The following is a 15,627-nucleotide window of genomic DNA, read 5'->3' as shown; positions in this document are numbered from 1 at the left end:
AATGTTTTTTGATTTTTATTCTTGTCGGCGCACCATTTCGTTGATCCAAATTGGGGCAAAAGGAGAAGTACAGCCTTTTGAAGTTGGATAATCTCTGTAAATGCCTAGTTTTTCTCCAATGGCTAAAGCACGAGTTCTGTATTCAGGAAATTTGATTCCAATTTGTGCCAATGTGCTGTTCATTGTCCATTGAACTTCCGGTGCTGCAGTTGGCATTTCATTTTCAATTCGGTCTAGCAAAGAGGGTAAATCCAAAACATCAGGATTACGGGCAACGCATCCGCTGGTAAGACTCCATGCAGCGCGGCCGTGCATGACATCAGTTGAATGCATCCAGGCTTGACGTAGCGTTTCTCTATCTGAATAATCTTTAATTATATAAGAATAAAACCAATCGGCAATATGAACGAATTTTTCCGAAGAAACCATTTTGGCAATTTGTTCATTCGAAAGCTTTTTTGGATCTAAAATTAAAATAGATAAAAATCGGGCATCAGCATTTTCAGTGTCCCAAAGTTCGAGCCCTAATTCATGATTGATTTTGATTTTTTTTGCCAATGTTCGAATATCGCCCATTTTAACGCCAAATTGATTTTCGCTTGCGCCGCGTTTTTTATTTTGGGCAAATACTTTTTCGTCTCCAAGAGCTTTGAGTTGTGTTAAAATATCGTTTGCTGTCATTTTGATTTGGTTTTTATTTCAATGGCAAATTAATCATTTAAACCTTTTCCGTCAAGAATGTTCTGAGTGTGTTTCTCGACTCTGGCTTCACGGGTTTTGGCTTGTTTTGGTTGAGAAAAATGAAGCAAATAAGCTCTTTGTCTCCCCGGAGTCAAAGCTTCAAAAGCTTTTTTAAATTCGGGATTTTCATCTTGTTTCTTTTGAAATTCTTCTGAAACAGGAAAATCCGAAGTTTTTTTCAGAGTTACTTTCAAACCTGCTTTTTCAATTTCAATTGCTTGATAAATATATGTTTTTAGAATAGGTTTCAAATCAACAATTTCTTTCAAGCTTGTAAATCGGATATGACGTGCTGCTTGAACGTTCTCACTCTGTTGAATCAAAATTCCGTCAGTATCTTTTAGCAAAGCGCCTTTGAAAAATAAAAAAGCGCAATAATCTTTAAACGCATGAATCAAAACAACATTGGTATCTTGGTACATATAACAAGGATTTCCCCATTTTAATTCTTCGGTTAACTGGCATTCAAGAGCAATGGTTCGCATTTGTTCCAATTCTTCCTGCCATTTTGTGGCTTTGTCAAAGAAAAAATCAACTTTCGGATTCATTTTTATAAGTTTAAACGTTAATGAGTTTTCGTTCCGTTGGTCTGAAATACCAAGACGTAACTGTTAGGACGATTAAAAGTGCCGGTCCAAAAAAATCTTTTGCACTGTCATTTGCTGCAAAATGCGAAAATAGTGCGCCTGACATTGCAAAGAAAAAACCAGCATAAGCCCATTCTTTCAATAATGGAAATCTAGGGATTAGAACTGTTATAACGCCTAATAATTTCCAAATGCCTAATAAAGTTAGTAAATAAATTGGATAACCCAAATGCGACATTCGATCTGTTTCGTCTTTTGATTGCATTAATTGCACGATTCCGGTTGCTGTCATTCCTAGTGCTAGCCAAAGCGTAGCAACCCAATAGATAATTTTGTTTCTTTTTGTCATGATAGGTTTATTTTAGTTTACTGCAAATTTCTTCTAATCGATTATGGGCCATGTTTAGCCCTTGTTTAAATGGTAATTGAAGCATTTGATTTCTCAAAGCTGTCGATTTATAAACGATCTGCATGGTGAGTTTACTCGTCGATTCACTTACTTTGTCAAATTCCAAAAATTCCAATTGAACAGTAAAAGGCGAATTTTCCATCTCAAATGTTCGGGTTATTTTTTCATTCGGAATAAATTCATGAATAACACCATTCATTTGAACAACCACGTTTCCTTTTGCATCACTGGTTTCGAATTGATAACTACCATGTTTTTTGCTTTCAAGTTTTAAAACTTTTGTTCCCATCCATTGTGCTACAATTTCAGGCTCGATGTAAGCTTTAAAAAGCAATTCGACGGGCAAATCAAAATCACGTGTAATAACAAGTTCTTGTTTGTCGTCTTGCGCATTTATTTTTGTTTTTAATTCCATATCAGTTAGTTTTTTTGTTTGTAGTTTTTCATAATTTCTTCAAGTTTATTGAATCTTTCGTCCCACATTTGGCGGAAAGGTTCTATGAAATCGGCTATTTCTTTCATTTTTTTAGCATTAATTGTATAATGAACTTCTCGTCCATTTTGCGTTTGTTGCAATAAATCGCATTCCGTCAGAATTTTTAAATGTTTGGAAACTGTTGGACGCGCCGTGTCAAAATTAGAAGCTATCGCACCGGCAGTCATCGAATGCGAAGTCACCAAAAGTAATATAGCTCTTCTTGTAGGATCGGCTATGGCCTGAAATACATCTCGTCTTAAATTCATGTTGTGAAGTTATTTGGCTACAAATATATACGAAGTCATTTGGCTACGCAAATTTTTTAACAAATATTTTTTGTAATTAATTGAAAATGTGCTGTTAGTAAAAAAAAGTGAAACACTTGAAGCCTTTGAAATTGTTGAAGGGATGAAAAATTTAACTTCTAAAAAATTGTTTTTAATTGGTTTGTGTTACTTTTAAAGAAATTATTGAAGTGAAGGTTTTTATAAATAATAACAACTAAGAAACTTAGATATGAAAAAGATTCTCGCATTATTTTTATTCCATATTTCGGTTGCTGTTTTTTCGCAAGTTGCAAAAGATTCCGAATTGTTTTTGACTTTGAAAAAACATGACAGTATTTTCTTTGAAAAGAGTTTTAATCAATGTGATATTGCTTTTTTAGAAAAAGCGATTCATCCCGATTTGGTTTTTTATCATGATCAGGGCGGTGTTCAGAATAAAAAGACTTTTTTAGAAAATGTAAAAAAGAATATTTGTGGAAAAGGTTTGCAAAAACCAATCAGAAAAGTAAAACCGGAAAGTTTAGAAGTGTATCCGCTTTATAGCGAAGGAAAACTTTACGGAGTCGTTCAAACTGGAATTCATGATTTTTATTTAAGAGAAGCAAATAAACCAGATGTTTTTACAAGCGAAGCAAAATTTACGCATGTCTATCTTTTAATTAATAAGGAGTGGGTTTTAAAAGAGGTTTTGAGCTTTGATCATAAGAGTTAAAAATGGTAGAAAATATTGCCATTCCGGATTCATTGCAAGGGGAGAGGGGTATTTGGAAATGAGAAATAGCTTTTTTGTAAAAGCAAAAAAAAAGACATAAAAAAAAGCCTATTTCGAAATGAAATAGGCTTTTTTGTTTTTGTGACCCGACTGGGGCTCGAACCCAGGACCCCATCATTAAAAGTGATGTGCTCTACCGACTGAGCTATCGAGTCATTGTTTTCTCTAATGAGGGTGCAAATATAAGTACTTTATTTAGGTTTTGAAGCCTTTTTTTAATGCTTTTTTCGGAATAAATTTTAAAAGCCTATTTTACAGTAAAATAGGCTTTAATTTTTTTGGTGAATTTCCTTGATGCAAAATTCAAACTTTTTTTGGAGGTTTTTCATCTTTCATGCGAGTTAACGAAGGTTTGGAATGAAAAACTCTGCGATGTTGATCACTTATTTCCAGTTTAAAGTGAGGCTGGACTCATTTTTATTTACTCATTAGATTTAATGGTTGTAATTTTATGTGACGAGTTTAGTATTTTGTTAATTGGCCACATATATTGATCGGGCCTAAAGTCACTTTACAAAAAAAGTCTATGAATATTAAGCCTGTGGAATTGTACTTTCGCTAAGAGCGGATTTCCATTTTCCTATTTTTCCGATTAATGGTGCAAATTCAACCTTCTTACCATTTTTTAATTTAAATCCAATTCCCGTAGGCATAATTAAAGCAACTTTGAAGAAATAATAAGATTCGATTTCTTCAAGACTGTAGTTGTCTTTGACAATTCCAATGTATTTGGATATAGTTAATGCTTTGTCGGTGAGTGTTGCATGTGCTGTAGTTCTTCTTACTGTTCTAAAATACATCAAATCTACTTTTGATTCTATTAACGTTTTTTCATTTATTGTATTCTCCATAATTATTGATTTTTAATAATGCAAAAAAACTATCAATCTTGCATTTAAATGACGCAATTGGGTCAAAAAAACATTGTGATAAGACATTTCGTTTGTTTAAATATCTGTTCTAGAGTAGAGAGTTGTTTAAATAAAAAAAAACGAAGAGATGAAAATTAAAAAATGATAATAAAAATGTTTTAATTAATTAAGTGTGTCTCTTTTCAATAATAAAGCTTATTAGGATGCAGTTTTTAAACTTTGCAAATTAGAGTGAGAAAATTGAATAAATAGAGATGTTTGCTAATTAATCAAAATTGTCGGGCAGAAGTCGGAAAAATAACAAATTAAAAAAGCGCAACCTTATGTTTATTGGTTTGCGCTTTTGTTTAAGTGACCATGGAGGGATTTGAACCCTCACGCCCTTGCGAGCACCACCCCCTCAAGATGGCGAGTCTACCGTTTCTCCACATGGCCTAAAAAGAAAAAAGGTCGAGTAAAATAATTTACCCGACCTTTGTGACCCGACTGGGGCTCGAACCCAGGACCCCATCATTAAAAGTGATGTGCTCTACCGACTGAGCTATCGAGTCATTGCTTTCAAGAAACTTATTTTGTTAATCACAAATTTTGTGACCCGACTGGGGCTCGAACCCAGGACCCCATCATTAAAAGTGATGTGCTCTACCGACTGAGCTATCGAGTCATATTCGTTTCTTGAATGCGGGTGCAAATATAAGGAGTTATTTTCGAAGTTTCCAAGCATTTTTATTATAAATTTGTCTTTTTTTACGAAAAGTTCCCAATGTCTTAGTTTATAAGGTTTTATTAATATGAAAAAAATAGTGTTATTAGGTTATATGGGTTGCGGAAAGTCAACAATTGCCCAAAACTTGTCAAAAATTACAAATATTCCGTTTCTGGATTTAGATACTTGCATCGAAAAAAGAGCAAATTTGTCGATAAATGAAATTTTTTCTAAACATGGGGAAGTTTATTTTCGAAAATTAGAACACGAAATGTTTGTAGAATTGCTTAATTCTTCAGAAAATAACATTATTGGTCTTGGTGGAGGAACTCCATGTTATGCGAATAATCATTTACTGCTTCAAAATGATGATATAGTATCTATATACTTAAAAGCATCAATTGAAACTTTATATAATAGATTAGCCCAAAACAAAAGCAAACGCCCGTTGATTGCAAATATGGAAGAGGATGAAATGAAAGAATTTATCGCAAAACATTTATTCGACAGAAGTTTTTATTATAACCATGCACAACATAAAGTGTCGGTTGATGGTAAATCAGTCGAAGAAACAGTTGAAGATATTTTGGAAATCCTAGCTTAAAAAAGCGTAATTATCTCCATTTTCGTCAAAAACTACCTGAACATGCTCTAATAAAGAAGTTGATAAAGAGATTCCTTTAAAATCGGCTTTTACAGGGTATTTTTTGTGATTTCTGTCAACAAGTACTGCTGTTTTGAATTTCTTAAGCGGAACGTCTAAGAAATGACGAACAGCATATATTAATGTTGTGCCCGAGTTTAATACATCATCAACTAATACTAATCCTTTATTTTGGTATTCTTCCTTGGTTAAAGAAGTATGAATTGGCAACTGCGGATTTTGCTTGTCGACTTTAACTTCGCAGGTTGAAATTTTCAGCGTTGAGATATTGCTTAGGGCAGTGGCTATTTTTTGGGCAAAAACAGATCCGTTAGAAGCGATTCCGGCAATAACGACTTCTTCTTCGTCAACAAATGTCTCGTAAATTTGATAGGCAATACGTTTAATTTTGTGTTCGATTTCCTGATTAGTTAAGATGATGTTTTTGCTCATGATTTTATTTTTTGCTAATGTACAAATTTATGAATTGCAGTTTTTAAATTCCAAATTCCAATTTTAGAAAATTAATTTTTTATGTTTTTTGGAAATTGAGATTTCAGAATTAAAATTTAAATTTCATTTTCTTCGTCTTCATCAAAAATTTCATTTCCGTACTCGTCAATATCTCGTCTGTCTTTTTTGGTTGGTCTTCCTGTTCCGCTTTTTCTATAATGCTCTTTTGAGAGTTTTAATAACTCTAAATGTGCATAAGCTTCGGGTGGAGTTTCGTTTTTGCGGTATATATCAACAAGTTTTGCTCCCACGCGGCTTTCCGGAATATCAAGGACCGTGATAATTTGTGTAATCTGATCTTTTCTAAAGGTGATTTTGTCTGTTGGGAAAACTTCTTTAGAAGGTTTGGCAACCTGCCCATTTACAGTAATATGGTTCTTTTTGCAGGCTTCTGTAACCATGTTTCTGGTCTTGTAATAACGCACGCACCATAAGTATTTATCTATTCTCATAATTTTTCTAAAATCCAAGTTAAATTCTTTACAAAAATAAATCAATATTGTATCTTGCGCACCTAAAAAATTAACAATAATGAATAAATTTAAATATTATTTTATTTTATTGCTCGCTGGTATTGCCATGGTTTCTTGTAATAAGAGTGATGATGATGAAACTGTAGTTGAGGTAAGAGATTATAAAGTGCAATATAAAGCAGATAATGACTCTATTATAAAATATTTAAAGACTAATTATATTGACAACGTTACTGCGAATTATGATATTGTAATAAAGAAAATTCCTGCTGGCGGTACGCAGACTTCAATTTGGGATCAAAAAACATACCCCCTAAAAGTTAGAAAAGTTTACAATCGTGATGTTTATTATGATGTTTATTATTTAGAATTAAGAAAAGGAACTGGTGAAGCTCCATGTAATACAGATAAAATTTACGCTTCCTATTCAGGTAATTTGCTTGATGGAACTCTTTTTGATACTTCATATGGATATGGAGTAAGTTTTGATTTGTTTGTTTATACTCAAGGTGCCGTAATTGATGGCTGGGGAGAAATTTTCCCTCAGTTTAGGACTGGAACATCAACTACTGCTTCAAATGGCGTAATTACTTATGATAATTTTGGAGCTGGTGTAATGTTTCTGCCTTCAGGATTAGCGTATTATGCATCGGCGCAAGATAAGATTCCTGCATATTCTCCTTTGGTATTTAGTTTTAAATTGTATGGTCTATTAAGAATGGATCATGATATTAGAATAAATGGAACAACAGTAACTGCTGAGCCAGATGGTATTCCTGATTATTTTGAAGATGTTAATAAAACTGTTACTGCTGATGGTTTTGATGGCAATGGATATGTTTATGACTTAAGAGATTTGGTAAGGTATCCAAATCCTCCAGAGTGGATGAAAGACGATACAGATGGGGATGGAATCGCAGATTTCTTAGATTTTGATGATGATGGAGATGGTTATACTACTCGTTTTGAAACTACAAAACCTGCTGATGCTCCAGTTACTGGAATAAGTAAATATTATCCTTTTGACCCAATTCCGGATAATCCTAGCACGCCAAATGTAGATGAGAGTGAAACATATGGAATTCCTGCATTTGGAGGTGATTATACTTCTCCAGGAAGATTAAGAATTCATGTTGATAAAAATCATCATAGCGTAAAATAATTAAGATAAAATAGAAATACAAAAAAGCCTCGAAATTTAATTTCGAGGCTTTTTTTATAAAGTAAGAAAGTAAAAATTATTTTCTTTTGATAACTCTTTCTACAGCTTCAACAATCGCTTGATTGTTTAATTTGTATTTTTCCATTAATTGCTCTGGTGTTCCAGATTCTCCAAAACTATCTTGTACTGCTACAAATTCTTGTGGAGTCGGATTTTTTAAAGCTAATACGCCTGAAATGCTTTCTCCAAGACCTCCAAGGTAGTTGTGCTCTTCTGCAGTAACTACACATCTCGTTTTAGCTACAGATTTTAAGATAGCTTCTTCATCAAGAGGTTTAATAGTGTGAATGTTGATTACTTCAGCAGAAATTCCTTTTGCTTCTAGAGCTTCAGCAGCAATAAGAGCTTCCCAAACTAAGTGACCTGTTGCAACGATTGTAACATCAGTTCCTTCGTTTAACATAATTGCTTTTCCAATTACGAATGGCTCATCAGCAGGAGTAAAGTTTGGTACAACTGGACGTCCAAAACGCAAATAAGCAGGGCCGTGGTGATCTGCTAAAGCTAAAGTTGCAGCTTTAGTCTGGTTGTAATCGCAAGTATTGATTACAGTCATTCCTGGCAACATTTTCATTAATCCGATATCTTCTAAGATTTGGTGTGTTGCTCCGTCTTCTCCTAAAGTCAAACCAGCGTGAGAAGCGCAGATTTTTACATTTTTATCTGAATAAGCAACAGATTGGCGAATTTGGTCGTAAACTCTACCTGTAGAGAAATTCGCGAAAGTTCCTGTAAAAGGAATTTTCCCTCCAATTGTTAAACCTGCAGCAATTCCAATCATGTTAGCTTCTGCAATTCCGATTTGGAAAAAACGCTCTGGGTGATTTTTTTTGAATTCATCAAATTTCAATGAACCAATTAAATCTGCGCATAACGCTACTACGTTTTCATTTTTTTGACCTAATTCAGTCATTCCCGCTCCAAAACCAGAACGAGTATCTTTACTTCCTGTATTTTCGTATTTTTTCATTTTTGTTTTTTGCTTTAGGCAGTAAGCTTTAGGCAATAAGCTTATGGCTTATGGCTTACAGCTTATAGCTTTTTTTAATAATCCGCTAAAGTTGAAATGTTTTGAGCCAAAGCGTTTGCTAATTGGTCATTGTTTGGTGCTTTACCATGCCATGCGTGAGTATGCATCATAAAATCAACTCCATTACCCATTTCTGTATGTAATAAAATACAAACTGGTTTTCCTTTTCCTGTTCTTGATTTAGCATCAGTTAAGCCAGCAAGAATTGCATCAATACTGTTTCCTTCTTTAATTTCTAAAACATCCCAGTCAAAAGCTTCGAATTTAGCGCGAATACTTCCCATTGGCAAAACTTCGTCAGTTGTTCCGTCGATTTGTTTTCCGTTTAAGTCGATAGTTGCAATAATGTTGTCTACTTTTTTAGCAGAAGCATACATGATAGCTTCCCAGTTTTGACCTTCTTGCAATTCTCCGTCTCCGTGTAAAGTATAAACAATATGATTATCACCGTTTAATTTTTTTGCTTGCGCCGCTCCAAGAGCTACAGATAAACCTTGTCCTAATGAACCAGATGCAATACGCACTCCAGGCAAACCTTCGTGAGTTGTTGGGTGTCCTTGTAAACGAGAATCTAATAATCTAAAAGTAGCAAGTTCTGAAACTGGAAAATAACCGCTGCGCGCTAATACGCTATAAAATACAGGAGAGATATGTCCGTTTGAAAGGAAAAATAAATCTTCTCCAATTCCGTTCATATCAAAACCTTCTTTGCGGTCCATAATATTTTGATATAGTGTTACCAAAAATTCAGTACAACCTAATGAACCACCTGGGTGTCCAGAGTTTACAGCATGTACCATTCTAAGAATGTCTCTTCTTACTTGGATCGTTAAATCGCTTAATTGTTGTGTGTTAGGCTTCATTTTATATGTAAAATTTTAAACTGAAGCAAAAGTAAAGGTTATTTTGCGGGGAGACAAATGATTTTTTGCTTTAGTTTGCCTCAATTGTGATATTTTTTTGCGCTTTTTTTACCTGATTTGAGTAAAATTAGAGATATTGATAATTGTACATAAAAATTATGCTACGAATTAAATGTATAACAACGGTTTTAAATGTTGTAAATACACTTAATTTACGGCATAAAAATAGTTGCAGAAAATTTGATGTAAAAATTAATTTGAATCGCTTTCGCTGTAAAAATTATTTTCTTCATCTTCTGAACCAATTTCTTCCTGATCATCATCAAGTTCAGCGCCTGGAACATCAAGATCGTCGCCAAGTTTGTCGCTGTTTTGTTTCCATTCGTGATTGTTCTGATTAATGATTCTTTCGCTGGAAATATCTTCTGGATCAATATCCTCAAGTTTGTCTTCCTGATTATAAATATCTTCGTTTGCCGGATAATCTAAATTCTCCAGATTTCTTTCAATTTGATTTTCTTTTGCTGGATTTTTATCTTCTGAATTTATCATGATTTCTAAATTTTAAGTGTTTTATAAAGTTATGAAATCAATGAATTTGATTTGTTATATTTTAGAAATCAGAAAATTGCAATATTTACATTAAGTGCAAAAAAATATTTCATTTTCTAATTGACAAATTATCTAATTGCAGCAATCTCTTTCCATGTAATAAGCTGGATATTGTTTTCTTTGAGCTTTGTAGCGCATTCTTCACTTGTAAAAAAATCAAAGTCAATTTGGCGCCATTCTGAACCAAAATTTGGATGATTTAGAGTGATTCCCTGCATTTCAAAGTCATCAAAAGCAGGATGGAGTAAGAAAACATTGAATCCGGGAATTACGTTGTCTAAAGCTTTTTCATAAGATTTTCTAAGTTCACCTTTTTCGAAATCAGTGTAATATCCAATCAAAAGATTATCTGCTAAAAGTGTATTTTCAAAATCATATTTTTCATCACATAAACTAATGGATTCTACAAATGCTTTATTAATAAAAACGGGTAAATTATATGTTTTCCCGAGTTCTTTATAAATTTCCAAAATTTCAGGAGTTACTCCAACACTGCACATATGCGAATCGAGATGTGTAGGTTGAATGCCAAATTGCAAAGCTTTTTCTATTTGAGCAGTAAGTTCTTTTTTAATTTCAGAAAGCTTTGCATTGTTTTTGAAATCTTGTCTCGTTTTATAGAAATAACCGTTTTGATCAACTAAACTCGAAACTTCAGAAATAGGAAGCACTGGCCCGAATTTATAATTTTCCCATTCGCAAGTCAGCGTTAAATGAATGCCACAATCGTAATTTGGATTGTCTTTGGTAAATGTTGCCATTTCAAAAAACCACGGACACGGTACCATTATACTATAAGAGTTTACAGAGCCATTTTGAAGCGCTTTTATCGTGGCCTGATTTTCTGAGTGAGATAATCCGGCATCATCGGCGTGAATCATTAATAGTTTGGTGTTTTCTGGATATCCGAGTTTTTGAGCTAGATTCATTTTTAATTGATTTTATTCAAATTTAAAAATTTCTGGAGTTTAGGTTTTATATTGTTTTTGAATTAACTCAATTTTATAATTGACAAATTGCCTAATTAATTAAATTTCCATGAAATTAACTTATCTTTGCCGACTGAAAAAAGAAACAAATGAAGTTCGATTTATTACAAAAAGATCCGCAGTCAAAAGCAAGAGCGGGAAGTATAACTACTGATCACGGCGTAATTGAAACGCCTATTTTTATGCCTGTAGGAACGGTGGCTTCTGTAAAAGGGGTACATCAGCGTGAGTTAAAAGATGATATTAATCCGGATATTATTCTTGGAAATACCTATCATTTATATTTACGTCCGCAGACAGAAATTCTTGAAAAAGCAGGAGGATTGCATAAATTCATGAATTGGGATCGTAATATCTTAACGGATTCTGGCGGATATCAAGTATATTCTCTTTCTTCAAACAGAAAAATTAAGGAAGAAGGAGTGAAGTTTAAATCGCATATTGACGGTTCATATCACTTTTTTACACCGGAAAATGTAATGGAAATTCAACGTACAATTGGAGCTGATATTATTATGGCTTTTGATGAATGTACACCTTATCCTTGTGACTACAGATATGCACAACGTTCAATGCACATGACTCACCGTTGGTTGGATCGTTGTATTAATCATTTGGAAAAAGTTCCATATAAATACGGTTACGAACAAACATTTTTTCCAATTGTTCAAGGAAGTACTTATAAAGATTTACGTCGCCAGTCGGCTGAATATATTGCTAACTCTGGTCAGCAAGGAAATGCAATTGGTGGACTTTCGGTTGGTGAACCAGCTGAGGAAATGTACGCAATGACTGAAGTAGTTTGCGAAATTCTTCCAGAAGATAAACCTCGTTATTTAATGGGTGTTGGAACTCCTATAAATATTTTAGAAAATATTGCATTAGGAATTGATATGTTCGATTGCGTAATGCCAACGCGTAACGCAAGAAACGGAATGTTATTTACAGCAAACGGAACAATCAACATCAAAAACAAGAAATGGGAAGCTGATTTTTCTCCAATCGACGAAATGGGGCATACTTTTGTAGATACAGAATATACAAAAGCTTATTTGCGTCACTTATTCGCGGCTAACGAATATTTAGGAAAACAAATTGCAACGATCCACAATCTTGGTTTTTATATGTGGTTGGTTCGTGAAGCGAGAAAACATATCTTAGCCGGAGATTTCAGGCCTTGGAAAGAAATGATGGTTAAAAACATGAGTCAAAGACTTTAAATAAAAAGTTTCAAGTTTTAGGTTTCAGGTTTCATGTTCTCTGCAGAACTTGAAACCTGAAACTTGAAACAAAACAAACAAAAAATATATGCTGACAATAATAGATAAGTATATTTTAAAAAGATATTTAGCCACTTTCTCGGTGATGATCTTGTTATTTATTCCGATTGGAATTGTAATTGATGTTTCTGAAAAGGTGAATAAAATGCTGGAGAACAAGATTCCATTTATGGATATTGCGCTCTATTATTACAACTTTACTATTTATTTTGCGAATTCACTTTTTCCGATATTTTTGTTTTTATCGGTGATTTGGTTTACTTCAAAATTGGCAAATAATACAGAGATTATTGCGGTTTTAAGTTCTGGAATTTCATTTAGCCGTTTTTTAAGACCTTATATTATTGGCGCTTCAATCGTTTCGGTTTTTGTTCTTTTAATGGGATTTTTTATTGTTCCTGCGGCTAGTGAAGGATTCAATAATTTTAGATATACTTATTTAAAAGGAAACGGAAAAGCTGAGATGCTTGGTAATAATACCAATGTATACAGACAATTAAATGATCACGATTTTATTTATGTAAACAGTTTTAATGAAGAATCTAAAACGGCTTTTAATTTTACGCTAGAGCATTTTGAAAAGGAAAAAATGACGTATAAAATTTCAGCAAGCCGAATTAAATGGGATCCAAAAAAGAAAACATATATTTTATACGATTACACTAAAAGAACTGTAGGTGAACTAAATGATATAATCGAAAAAGTTCCTGAAAAAGAACAGAAATTCAAATTCGAATTGGCCGATTTGACTCCGGTGGTTTATATTGCCGAAACACTTTCTCTTGGTAAATTGATCGATTTTATTGATAAAGAAAGAAAAAGAGGTTCAGGAAATATCAATACTTATTTGGTTGTCCTTTATAAAAAGTATAGTGTACCGGTTTCTGCCTTTATTTTAACGATTATCGCCGTTGCGGTTTCTTCTATGAAACGCCGTGGCGGAATGGGAACCAATCTGGCTATCGGAATTGCAATTGCTTTCTCATTTGTGTTCTTTGATAAAATATTTGGAACCCTTGCCGAAAAATCTACATTCTCACCTTTATTAGCTGTTTGGTTTCCGAATATTGTTTTCGGAATTTTAGCAGTTTACCTACTACGTAATGCGAAACGATAATTTAAAAAGTTATTTAAATCTTCATTTAATTGTTTTTATCTGGGGTTTTACAGCCATTTTGGGCGCTTTAATCACCATTGATGCCGAAAATTTGGTTTGGTTCAGAATGCTTCTTGCCATGATTTTTTTAGGAGCATTTATTATTTATAAAAAGCAGTCTTTTCAGGTTCCGATAAAAGAGCTTTTTAAGTTGATATTTGTTGGTTTATTGATTGCATTGCACTGGATTTTCTTTTTTAAAGCCATTCATGTTTCCAATGTATCGATAACACTCTCGATATTTTCTTTGGGCGCTTTTTTTGCTTCATTACTCGAACCGCTTTTTTACGGAAGAAAAATATTGTTTTACGAAGTTTTCTTCGGATTGATTATTATTGCTGGTCTCGCTTTGATCTTACAGGTTGAAATTAAATATCTTACAGGTGTTTATTATGCCTTGGCAGCGATAATTCTTGGTGTGTTATTTACGTTGATGAACGGAAAATTAATTTCAGATCATGAACCTTCAGTAATTACATTTTATGAATTTGGTGCTGGAGTTTTCTTTATCACTATTTATTTTTTATTTCAAGGAAAATTTACCGCTGATTTCTTTACTCTGTCATTGAATAATTGGGTTTTATTACTTATTCTGGCTTCCATTTGTACTGCTTATGCTTTTACCGCATCTGTAAAAGTGATGCAGCGATTAACACCTTATACAGTAATGTTAACGACTAATTTAGAGCCAGTTTACGGAATTATGCTAGCTTATTTTATTCTTGGCGGAAAAGAAAAAATGAGTACTGAATTTTACATAGGAGCCGTAATAATCATCATTACAGTTATTTTAAATGGTGTTTTTAAACATTATAAAAACAAGAAAGAAGTGTAATAGTTTACTTATCTTTTAATTCAGAATTTGATACTTTACTAACAATTAACTATGCCAATGATATAATATTTTTATATTTGCGGTTCGATTTAAAAACAAAATTCAAAAATCCATGGAATATTTAGATTTTGAGCTTCCAATCAAAGAACTTGAAGAACAGTTGCAAAAGTGTGTTGTAATTGGAAAAGAATCTGAGGTTGATGTAACAGCAACTTGCAAGGAAATCAACAAAAAATTAGTAGAAACTAAGAAAGAAATATATAAAAACCTTACGGCTTGGCAGCGTGTACAATTGTCAAGACACCCAAATAGACCTTATACTTTAGATTATATCAGAGCAATTTGTGGTGATACTTTTTTAGAACTTCATGGAGACAGAGGTTTTAAAGATGATAAAGCAATGGTTGGTGGTCTTGGAAAAATAAACGGGCAGTCGTTTATGATCGTTGGACAGCAAAAAGGTTTTAATACAAAAACACGCCAATACCGTAATTTTGGTATGGCAAACCCTGAAGGATATCGTAAAGCTTTGCGTTTAATGAAAATGGCAGAGAAATTCGGAATTCCGGTTCTTACTTTAGTTGATACTCCGGGTGCATATCCAGGACTTGAAGCTGAAGAAAGAGGACAAGGTGAAGCAATTGCAAGAAACATTTTTGAAATGGTTCGTTTACAAGTGCCAATCATCACAATTATTGTTGGTGAAGGTGCTTCTGGAGGAGCTTTAGGAATTGGTGTTGGAGATAAAGTTTACATGTTAGAAAATACTTGGTATTCTGTAATCTCACCAGAATCTTGTTCGTCAATTTTATGGAAAAGCTGGGAGTACAAAGAACGTGCTGCTGATGCTTTGAAATTGACTTCATCTGACATGAAAAAACAAAAATTAGTTGATGATGTTATTCCGGAACCACTAGGTGGAGCACACTACGACCGCGAAACTACTTTCAAAACAGTAGCAGAATACATTACCAAAGGATATAACGAATTGAAAGACTTATCAACAGCCGAGCTAATTGCCCAAAGAATGGACAAATATAGTAATATGGGCGAGTATAAAGAGTAAATTCTTACAGATTAATTAAAAATCCGAAGCCTTACAGTTTCGGATTTTTTTTTGGTTATGAACAAAAAAAGCATATTTATAAACAATTAATAG

The 15,627-nt window shown here is 33.4% G+C and carries 19 protein-coding genes and 4 tRNA genes; 7 read left to right on the top strand and 16 right to left on the bottom strand.

All coding sequences use genetic code 11. The annotated features are described in order from the left end of the window. Positions 1-15: 15 nt before the first annotated feature. Genes FN795_RS17070 through FN795_RS17050 form a run of 5 tightly spaced genes read right to left on the bottom strand, consistent with a single transcriptional unit; the run spans position 16 to position 2,481 of the window. Complete coding sequence (locus FN795_RS17070) at positions 16-681, bottom strand: DNA alkylation repair protein (RefSeq protein WP_142451763.1); 666 nt, start codon at positions 679-681, stop codon at positions 16-18. Positions 682-710: 29 nt separating this feature from the next. Continuing rightward, a complete protein-coding gene (locus FN795_RS17065; RefSeq protein WP_142451762.1) occupies positions 711-1,289 on the bottom strand; it encodes a YdeI/OmpD-associated family protein in 579 nt (192 codons plus the stop codon). Between the two features lie 10 nt (positions 1,290-1,299). Beyond that, positions 1,300-1,677 carry a DoxX family protein gene (locus FN795_RS17060; protein WP_142451761.1) on the bottom strand — a complete coding sequence of 126 codons (378 nt, stop codon included), beginning with the start codon at positions 1,675-1,677 and terminating at the stop codon, positions 1,300-1,302. 7 nt (positions 1,678-1,684) lie between these two features. Further along, positions 1,685-2,152 carry an SRPBCC domain-containing protein gene (locus FN795_RS17055; RefSeq protein WP_142451760.1) on the bottom strand — a complete coding sequence of 156 codons (468 nt, stop codon included), beginning with the start codon at positions 2,150-2,152 and terminating at the stop codon, positions 1,685-1,687. A gap of 5 nt (positions 2,153-2,157) precedes the next feature. Continuing rightward, positions 2,158-2,481 (bottom strand): ArsR/SmtB family transcription factor, encoded by a 324-nt coding sequence (locus FN795_RS17050; RefSeq protein WP_142451759.1) that lies wholly within the window; start codon positions 2,479-2,481, stop codon positions 2,158-2,160. A 250-nt stretch (positions 2,482-2,731) separates the two neighbouring features. Between FN795_RS17050 and FN795_RS17045 the strand changes: the two genes are divergently transcribed. Beyond that, the gene (locus tag FN795_RS17045) at positions 2,732-3,214 is read left to right on the top strand and encodes a nuclear transport factor 2 family protein (RefSeq protein WP_142451758.1); all 483 of its coding nucleotides are present in this window, start codon (positions 2,732-2,734) and stop codon (positions 3,212-3,214) included. Positions 3,215-3,356: 142 nt separating this feature from the next. On the opposite strand, the gene FN795_RS17040 is transcribed toward FN795_RS17045, so the two are convergent. The 5 genes from FN795_RS17040 to FN795_RS17020 form a co-directional block, all read right to left on the bottom strand. Next, positions 3,357-3,429, bottom strand: a tRNA-Lys gene (locus FN795_RS17040). A 378-nt stretch (positions 3,430-3,807) separates the two neighbouring features. Continuing rightward, the gene (locus FN795_RS17035) at positions 3,808-4,125 is read right to left on the bottom strand and encodes a hypothetical protein (protein WP_142451757.1); all 318 of its coding nucleotides are present in this window, start codon (positions 4,123-4,125) and stop codon (positions 3,808-3,810) included. A 373-nt stretch (positions 4,126-4,498) separates the two neighbouring features. Further along, positions 4,499-4,581 (bottom strand) — tRNA-Leu (locus FN795_RS17030). 43 nt (positions 4,582-4,624) lie between these two features. Next, positions 4,625-4,697 (bottom strand) — tRNA-Lys (locus FN795_RS17025). Between the two features lie 40 nt (positions 4,698-4,737). Then, a tRNA-Lys gene (locus tag FN795_RS17020) sits at positions 4,738-4,810 on the bottom strand. 127 nt (positions 4,811-4,937) lie between these two features. Between FN795_RS17020 and FN795_RS17015 the strand changes: the two genes are divergently transcribed. Then, entirely contained in the window at positions 4,938-5,456 is a 519-nt protein-coding gene (locus FN795_RS17015; protein ID WP_142451756.1) for a shikimate kinase, read from the top strand. Here the strand turns inward: FN795_RS17015 and FN795_RS17010 are convergent. Both FN795_RS17010 and FN795_RS17005 read right to left on the bottom strand, forming a co-directional pair. Next, positions 5,448-5,948 (bottom strand): phosphoribosyltransferase family protein, encoded by a 501-nt coding sequence (locus tag FN795_RS17010; RefSeq protein ID WP_142451755.1) that lies wholly within the window; start codon positions 5,946-5,948, stop codon positions 5,448-5,450. The genes FN795_RS17015 and FN795_RS17010 overlap by 9 nt on opposite strands. A gap of 116 nt (positions 5,949-6,064) precedes the next feature. Then, a complete protein-coding gene (locus FN795_RS17005; RefSeq protein WP_142451754.1) occupies positions 6,065-6,460 on the bottom strand; it encodes an RNA-binding S4 domain-containing protein in 396 nt (131 codons plus the stop codon). 79 nt (positions 6,461-6,539) lie between these two features. On the opposite strand from FN795_RS17005, the gene FN795_RS17000 reads away from it, so the two are divergent. Next, positions 6,540-7,643, top strand: coding sequence for an FKBP-type peptidyl-prolyl cis-trans isomerase (locus FN795_RS17000; protein WP_142451753.1), 1,104 nt, complete (start codon positions 6,540-6,542; stop codon positions 7,641-7,643). A gap of 76 nt (positions 7,644-7,719) precedes the next feature. On the opposite strand, the gene FN795_RS16995 is transcribed toward FN795_RS17000, so the two are convergent. The 4 genes from FN795_RS16995 to FN795_RS16980 form a co-directional block, all read right to left on the bottom strand. After that, a complete protein-coding gene (locus tag FN795_RS16995; RefSeq protein WP_142451752.1) occupies positions 7,720-8,673 on the bottom strand; it encodes a transketolase family protein in 954 nt (317 codons plus the stop codon). Positions 8,674-8,747: 74 nt separating this feature from the next. Continuing rightward, positions 8,748-9,596: a transketolase gene (locus FN795_RS16990; protein ID WP_142451751.1), complete on the bottom strand. Its 849-nt coding sequence runs from the start codon at positions 9,594-9,596 to the stop codon at positions 8,748-8,750. Positions 9,597-9,848: 252 nt separating this feature from the next. After that, entirely contained in the window at positions 9,849-10,148 is a 300-nt protein-coding gene (locus FN795_RS16985) for a hypothetical protein (protein ID WP_142451750.1), read from the bottom strand. A gap of 128 nt (positions 10,149-10,276) precedes the next feature. Then, positions 10,277-11,137 (bottom strand): polysaccharide deacetylase family protein, encoded by an 861-nt coding sequence (locus FN795_RS16980; RefSeq protein ID WP_142451749.1) that lies wholly within the window; start codon positions 11,135-11,137, stop codon positions 10,277-10,279. 149 nt (positions 11,138-11,286) lie between these two features. Between FN795_RS16980 and tgt the strand changes: the two genes are divergently transcribed. The 4 genes from tgt to FN795_RS16960 all read left to right on the top strand — a co-directional run bounded on the left by tgt (position 11,287) and on the right by FN795_RS16960 (position 15,534). Then, the gene (gene tgt, locus FN795_RS16975; protein ID WP_035649585.1) at positions 11,287-12,417 is read left to right on the top strand and encodes a tRNA guanosine(34) transglycosylase Tgt; all 1,131 of its coding nucleotides are present in this window, start codon (positions 11,287-11,289) and stop codon (positions 12,415-12,417) included. A gap of 88 nt (positions 12,418-12,505) precedes the next feature. Beyond that, a complete protein-coding gene (locus tag FN795_RS16970) occupies positions 12,506-13,594 on the top strand; it encodes an LptF/LptG family permease (RefSeq protein ID WP_142451748.1) in 1,089 nt (362 codons plus the stop codon). Further along, positions 13,581-14,468, top strand: a complete 888-nt coding sequence (locus tag FN795_RS16965; protein WP_035649581.1) for a DMT family transporter — start codon at positions 13,581-13,583, stop codon at positions 14,466-14,468. Before FN795_RS16970 ends, FN795_RS16965 begins: the two co-directional genes overlap by 14 nt. 112 nt (positions 14,469-14,580) lie before the next feature. Further along, on the top strand, positions 14,581-15,534 hold the full coding sequence (locus FN795_RS16960; protein ID WP_142451747.1) for an acetyl-CoA carboxylase carboxyltransferase subunit alpha: 954 nt from the start codon (positions 14,581-14,583) through the stop codon (positions 15,532-15,534). The last annotated feature ends 93 nt before the right edge of the window (positions 15,535-15,627 follow it).

The organism is Flavobacterium resistens (genome assembly GCF_900182645.1).
In the GTDB taxonomy this organism is placed as follows: domain Bacteria; phylum Bacteroidota; class Bacteroidia; order Flavobacteriales; family Flavobacteriaceae; genus Flavobacterium; species Flavobacterium resistens.
This window is presented reverse-complemented; position numbering and strand designations above follow the sequence as displayed.